The 6,493-nt window shown below is 71.8% G+C and carries 7 protein-coding genes; 5 read left to right on the top strand and 2 right to left on the bottom strand.

What is annotated here, in order from left to right; all coding sequences use genetic code 11:
* The 5 genes from efeB to ABD308_RS26765 form a co-directional block, all read left to right on the top strand.
* Positions 1–1,128: iron uptake transporter deferrochelatase/peroxidase subunit (gene efeB / locus ABD308_RS26785; protein ID WP_344339514.1), on the top strand; the 1,128-nt coding region annotated here is incomplete at its 5' end.
* 51 nt (positions 1,129–1,179) lie between these two features.
* On the top strand, positions 1,180–2,031 hold the full coding sequence (gene efeU, locus ABD308_RS26780; protein WP_344339512.1) for an iron uptake transporter permease EfeU: 852 nt from the start codon (positions 1,180–1,182) through the stop codon (positions 2,029–2,031).
* A 228-nt stretch (positions 2,032–2,259) separates the two neighbouring features.
* Positions 2,260–2,907 carry an HNH endonuclease family protein gene (locus ABD308_RS26775; RefSeq protein ID WP_344339516.1) on the top strand — a complete coding sequence of 216 codons (648 nt, stop codon included), beginning with the start codon at positions 2,260–2,262 and terminating at the stop codon, positions 2,905–2,907.
* A 126-nt stretch (positions 2,908–3,033) separates the two neighbouring features.
* Complete coding sequence (locus tag ABD308_RS26770) at positions 3,034–4,164, top strand: hypothetical protein (RefSeq protein WP_344339510.1); 1,131 nt, start codon at positions 3,034–3,036, stop codon at positions 4,162–4,164.
* A gap of 145 nt (positions 4,165–4,309) precedes the next feature.
* Positions 4,310–4,843, top strand: coding sequence for a GNAT family N-acetyltransferase (locus ABD308_RS26765; protein ID WP_344339508.1), 534 nt, complete (start codon positions 4,310–4,312; stop codon positions 4,841–4,843).
* Positions 4,844–4,889: 46 nt separating this feature from the next.
* Here the strand turns inward: ABD308_RS26765 and ABD308_RS26760 are convergent, their stop codons facing one another.
* Positions 4,890–6,074 (bottom strand): asparagine synthase-related protein, encoded by a 1,185-nt coding sequence (locus ABD308_RS26760; protein ID WP_344339506.1) that lies wholly within the window; start codon positions 6,072–6,074, stop codon positions 4,890–4,892.
* 120 nt (positions 6,075–6,194) lie between these two features.
* On the bottom strand, positions 6,195–6,353 hold the full coding sequence (locus tag ABD308_RS26755; RefSeq protein ID WP_344339503.1) for a hypothetical protein: 159 nt from the start codon (positions 6,351–6,353) through the stop codon (positions 6,195–6,197).
* Positions 6,354–6,493: the final 140 nt, after the last annotated feature.

Raw genomic sequence — 6,493 nt, 5'->3', positions numbered from 1 at the left:
CTGGAGGCCGCCGCCACCGCCGACGTCCCCTTCTACGGCGACCACCAGTCCGGCATCGCCACCCCCGTCCAGGACCGGCTGCACTTCGCCGCCTTCGACGTCTCCTCGTCCGCGACCCGCGACTCGCTGATCAGGATGCTGAAGGAGTGGACCAAGGCCGCCGCCGCGATGACCGGCGGCCGCGAGGTCGGCAGCGGCGCGGCCAGCGGCCTGCCGGAGGCGCCGCCGGACGACACCGGCGAGGCCTTGGGCCTGCCGGCCTCCCGGCTGACCCTCACCATCGGCTTCGGCCCGACCCTGTTCGAGAAGGACGGCGTGGACCGCTTCGGCCTGGGTGCCAAGCGCCCCGAGGCCCTGATCGACCTGCCCAAGTTCAAGGGCGACAACCTCGACCCGCAGCGCAGCGGCGGCGACCTGTGCGTCCAGGCCTGCGCCGACGACCCGCAGGTCGCCGTGCACGCGATCCGCAACCTGGCCCGGATCGGCATGGGCACCGTCAACATCCGCTGGTCGCAGCTGGGGTTCGGCAAGACCTCCTCGACCACCCCGGACGCCCAGACCCCGCGCAACATGATGGGGTTCAAGGACGGCACCCACAACATCGCCGGCACCGACACCGCCAAGCTCGCCGAGCACGTCTGGGTCGCCCCCGGCGAGGGCCCGGACTGGATGACCGGCGGCTCCTACCTGGTCGCCCGCCGGATCCGGATGCACATCGAGACCTGGGACCGCACCTCGCTCAAGGAGCAGGAGGACGTCTTCGGCCGCACCAAGGGCGAGGGCGCCGCGTACGGGCGGACCAAGGAGCACGACGACCCGGACCTCAAGGCGATGCCGGTGGACGCGCACGTCCGGCTGGCCCACCCGGACACCAATGACGGCCACATGATCCTGCGCCGCGGCTTCTCCTTCACCGACGGCACCGACGGTCTCGGCCGGCTCGACGCCGGCCTGTTCTTCCTGGCCTACCAGCGGGACAGCCGCAAGTCCTTCGTCCCGCTCCAGCAGCGGCTCGCGGCCTCCGACGCGCTCAACGAGTACATCCTGCACGTCGGTTCGGCCCACTTCGCCTGCCCCGCGGGCGTCCGCAAGCCCGGCGAGTGGTGGGGCCAGGCCCTCTTCGGCTGAGGCCCCCCACCTGTTTCGCCCGTACCACCTCATCGTCCCCAGGGAGCCAGCGTGTTCGCCAACTACCTGATCGGCCTGCGCGAAGGACTCGAAGCCAGCCTGGTCGTCTGCATCCTGATCGCCTACCTGGTCAAGACCGGCCGCAAGGACCGGCTGCCCCCGGTCTGGGCCGGCGTCGGCGTGGCCGTCGCCCTCAGCCTGGCGTTCGGCGCCGTGCTGCAGTTCGGCTCGACCCAGCTCAGCTTCGAGGCCCAGGAGGCGCTCGGCGGCACGCTGTCGATCATCGCCGTCGCCCTGGTCACCTGGATGGTGTTCTGGATGCGCCGCACCGCCCGCCACCTGAAGTCCGAGCTGCACGGCAAGCTGGACGCGGCCCTCGCCATGGGCACCGGCGCCCTGGTGGCCACCGCCTTCCTGGCGGTGGGCCGCGAGGGCCTGGAGACCGCGCTGTTCATCTGGACCGCGGTGCAGGCCACCGAGGACGGCTACAACCCGATCATCGGCGCGGCGCTCGGCCTGCTGACCGCGGTGGTGCTGGGCTGGCTGTTCTACCGGGGCGCGCTGAAGATCAACCTGGCGAAGTTCTTCACCTGGACCGGCGCCATGCTGGTCGTGGTCGCCGCCGGCGTGCTCGCCTACGGCGTGCACGACCTCCAGGAGGCCGGGTGGCTCGGCGGCCTGCACGATTTCGCCTTCGACATCTCCTCGACCATCCCCAAGGACAGCTGGTACGGCACCCTGCTCAAGGGCGTCTTCAACTTCCAGCCGGACCCGACGGTCCTCCAGGTGGTGGTCTGGCTCGCCTACCTGGTGCCGACCCTGGCCTTCTTCTTCGGCCTCCTCGGCGGCGGCCCGGCCAAGCCGGTCGCCCCGAAGGCCGGCGAGGCCGAGTCGGCCGCCTGAGCGAACGGTTCAGGCCTTCGCGGCACCCCCGATCGCCCCCTCGGCCACCCGCCGGGCGGGGCGATCGGCGTTCGCGGACGCCCCGGCGGCTGACGCGGAGTCAAAGTTCACCTCGCGGCTCTACCCGCGTAAACCCCTTGGGTCCCATGCTGGTTGGCGTGCCCGGGCCGGTTCCCGCCCGGGGGCCTTCCGCCACCCTCCCCGACCCAGGAGTCCCCCATGTCCGCGATGTCCGCCATACCCGCGCCCCGCCGCACCCTGGCCGCCGCCCTCGGCGCCCTGCTGCTCGCCCTCACCGCCCTGCTGACCGGCGCCGGCACCGCCCGGGCCGCCCTGCCGACCCCGGTCACGGCCGCCACCGCCCGCACCTACCTCGCCACCATCGCGGTGACCGCCGAGTCCCACACCACCACCTACGACCGCGCGCTCTTCCCGCACTGGATCACCATCGCCGGCACCTGCAACACCCGCGAGACGGTCCTCAAGCGCGACGGCGTCAACGTCGTCACCGACGCCGGCTGCGCCGCCGTCAGCGGCAGCTGGTTCTCCGTCTACGACAACGTCACCACCACGAGCGCGTCGGCCTTCGACATCGACCACCTGGTGCCGCTCGCCGAGGCCTGGCGCTCCGGCGCCTGGGCCTGGACCACCACCCAGCGCCAGGCCTTCGCCAACGACCTGACCCGCCCGCAGCTGATCGCCGTCTCCGCGAGCTCCAACCGCTCCAAGGGCGACCAGGACCCGTCCAGCTGGCTGCCGCAGGCCTCCTACCGCTGCACCTACGCCCGCGCCTGGGTCCAGGTGAAGTACTACTACGGCCTCACCGTCGACAGCGCCGAGAAGAGCGCCCTCTCCTCGATCCTCAACGGCTGCTGAGGAAACGTTCGCTCGCTGTGACGCACCGGCGCCCCACCGTCACCACGGGGGCGCCGGTGCCCCGTTGCGGCCCGAATGGGCCTACGGTGGAGGAAGAGAACGTCTCGACTTGGGAGCGTGGTCGAGATGGGTACCCCAGCGGACGGTACCCCGGCGGACGAGCGGTCCGAGCGGTTACCGGAGCAGCGGCGGAGACAGAGATCCGCGTGGCGCGAACGCGTCCTCGCCCGGGTCGCCTACCTGCGGGCGCAACTCGACCGGCAGGAGTGCGAGGCCGACAAGGACGACTGCGGGCGGTGGCAGCTGATCGAGGGCGCCCGCCAGTGCCTGGAGAGGGCCACCACGGCGGCGACCGAGAAGCACGGCTGGCGCAAGCTCTGGTCCGGGGCCACCGCCCTGGAGGGCAGCTGGTCGAACGCCCGCTCCGCCGACGTCCTGCTCCTGGAACTCGCCCCCGCCGAGTCGCTGTCCGCCCGCGCCGTCGACATCCTGACCATGGCGCGGCTGCACCTGGGCAAGAAGGACCCGCACACCCTCGCCCTCACCGCGCGGGTCGGATCCAAGGACAAACCCGTCGGCGAGGCGGACCGAAGCCTGCTGGTGCACACCCTCGACGCGGCGTACGCGGCGCTCGACGCCGAGTACGCGCGGGTGCGCAGTCTGCGGAACATCCTCTGGGCCGCCAGCGCCTGCGTCCTGCTCGGCGTGGTCTCGCTGGCCGTCTTCGGCGCCGTCTTCCCCAAGTCGCTGAGCCTCTGCTTCAGCCCGGTTCCCTCCGCCTCGCCGGGGCCGTCGACCGTCCGGATGGTGGTCTGCCCGTCCGGGGAGTACCCGTGGGTCCCGAGCCGGCCGATCCCCGGTGACTACGCCTCGCGGCTGGACATCGTCACCGTCGAGGTGGCAGGCCTGGCCGGCGCGGCGCTGACCGTGATCGGCTCGCTGCGCCGCATCCAGGGCACCAGCGCGCCGTTCATGCTGCCGCTGGCGGCGGCGGCCCTCAAGTTCCCCACCGGCGCGCTCTCCGCGCTGATCGGCCTGCTGCTGATCCGCGGCGCGTTCGTCCCCGGCCTGAGCGACCTCGACAGCCGGGCCCAGGTGCTCGCCTGGGGCGTGGCCTTCGGCGCCGCGCAGCACCTGGTGACGCGGCTGGTCGACGAACGGGCCCAGTCCACCCTGAAGGAGGTCGGGCGACCACCCGGCGGCGACGCCGCGCCGGAGGACACCACCGGCGGCACGGCGTCCCGCGCCGCACCCTGAGCCACAGTGCCCGACAGCACGGCGCCCGCCGGGAGGGATCCCGGCGGGCGCCGCGTGTTCGGAGGGCATCGGCCGTGCCGGTCTTCACCCGAGCGAACCCTCTGAGGTCTAGGCTTCGCGTGGGTGTGCCGGAGGGAGAGTTGCGATGTATCGGATGCGCGAGGCGACGGCCGGGGACGCCGGGTCGATCGCCGGCATGGTTCGGGAGCGGTCGGCGTGGCTTTCGGCCCGTGGGCTCGGGGAGTGCGAGGCAGCGGCCGAGGACTTCGCCGCGCAGGCCGGAAACCCTGACATCCCGGTGTGGGTGCTCGAACATGAGGCAGACGGCGTAGTCGGATGCACGACCGTTCTCGGCACCGAAGCCCTGCCGGCGTGGGGGTTCACCGAAGACGAGCGGGCGGAGTCGTCGTTGTTCCTCGCGACGACGTTCACCCGGCCGAACCCGCATCGCCTCGGCCGTCTGGTGGCGTGGTGGACGCTCGACCGGGCAGCGGTCGAAGGCCGTCTGTGGGTGCGGCGCGGGACTGCTCAGGAGCGGCTCTCCCGGTACTACCAGGAGACGCAAGGATGGACCCTCGCCCGGGTGGTCGACCTCGAAGAGGTGAAGGTGTTCCTTCTGCAACGGCGCGCGGAACGTGTCCCGGCGCTGGCTGACTTGATGGCCGGCCGAGGTCTGTGAGATGCACGTCGGGCCCGGGGAGAGCCTCTCCCCGGGCCCGACGCGTTCAGCGGCCGGTGAGTGCGGAGTCCGCGAGGAGCGCGAACACGACCTCCCGGTCCGCGCGGGAGTCGTCGCGGGTGCGCAGGCGGCCCGCGACGGCCTTCAATTCGACGGGGTCGGCGATCCCGTCCTCGATCAGGGGTGATCCTTGATCAAGGATCCGGTGAATGCGGGCAGGGCCGTGGCGGCGCATCGCGAGTGTCATGACATGCCCGAAGTTCTCCGGGATCGGCGGCCGGGCGATCTGAGGCGGGAGGCCGGCGCGGTCGATGGCCTCGCGAAGGAGTCGCTTGTCACGGCGCCACTCGGTGGGCATCCACTCGCAGAACCGGATCAGGGCCGGGTCGGTGAGAGGGTGCATGGGCCAGATCCCGCGCCGCAGGAGCGGGGCCGCGACGCCGGCCTTCGCCATGAGTGCCGTCTCGGGGACCACGGCCGCCGGCGTGATGCCGCGGTCCACCTCCGCGAGCAGCCCGCGGGCGGTAGGGCCGAGCCATGGTGGAACAGCGAGGTCCGGCCCCGTGGTGCCGTGCGGCCTCTCGGCGGTGGTGAAGGACATGAGCTCTTCGCCGCCGATACCGGTGAACAGGGTTTGGACTCCACGGCTGGACAAGAGGTCGGACAGTCGGTCGATCGCGTCCAGGTAGAGGTCCCCGTACGGGGAGACGTGCCCGGGGCGCGAGTACCGGGAGGTCGGGCCGTAGGGGAGGTGATCCATGGCGGGGACCATGACGTCGCGCCAGGAGGCGCCGATGTGTCCGAGGATCACTGCTCGGCGGTCGGTCTGCTGCTCGCCGCGTTCACCGTCGAGGATGACGGTCCCGGCGGTGACGTGATGGCCCGGATGTGCGGCGAGGGCGAGGGCGACGTTCGTGGAGTCGAGGCCCCCGGAGAGCTGAACGCCGGTGCTGGCGCCTTTCCAGGGGTGCCGGGCGATGACGTGACCGAGTAGTCGGGTGAACGCGGGGACGGGGTCGGCGTCGACCTGGAGGGTCCGGGCGCGGGTGTGCTCGGCCGGCTCCGGGAGACGGAGGACGAGTGTGCCGTCCTGGGCGAGGTGGACAGCGGCCCGTTCGGTCAGGAGGTGGACTCCCCGCCAGAACGTCGCGGGCGTGTACCGGGTCCGCAGGGACACGCGGCGGGTGATCTCCAGCAGGTCGAGGCCGGTGTCGGTGGCTTGCTCGCGCACGGTGAGCAGGTCCCACGATCCGTAGAGCGCGCCGGCTCTGGTGGTGAGGTAGATCGGCGCTGTGCCGGCGGTGCCGGTGGTGATCTCGGCGGTGCCGGTCCGAGTGGTTTCGACGGTGATTCAGTCGTCGCGTTCGGCCCGGGCCGCAGCGAGGGTGGAGTCATAGGTCTCGGCGTCGATCAGGACGGGGAAGGCGCCGGATTTGTCGGATCCGGTCACCGTAGCGCTTGTGATGAGTGCGGTTCGGGTGCCGTCGGTGATCGCCCGGGCGTCGGTCATCGGATGGTCGTACGGCTCGGCCCACGAGGGGCCGCACCGCCACCCGCTTCTTGACCATTGCCACGGGTAGCGGGAGACGTCGGACGGGTCCAACCGGAGGTTGAGCATTGCTCCCCTGTCCACAGGATGAGAGTGAGGAC

This window comes from Kitasatospora putterlickiae (assembly GCF_039527695.1).
GTDB lineage: Bacteria > Actinomycetota > Actinomycetes > Streptomycetales > Streptomycetaceae > Kitasatospora > Kitasatospora putterlickiae.
Note: the sequence above shows the minus strand (reverse complement) of the source record. Positions and strands in the feature narration are given on the sequence as shown.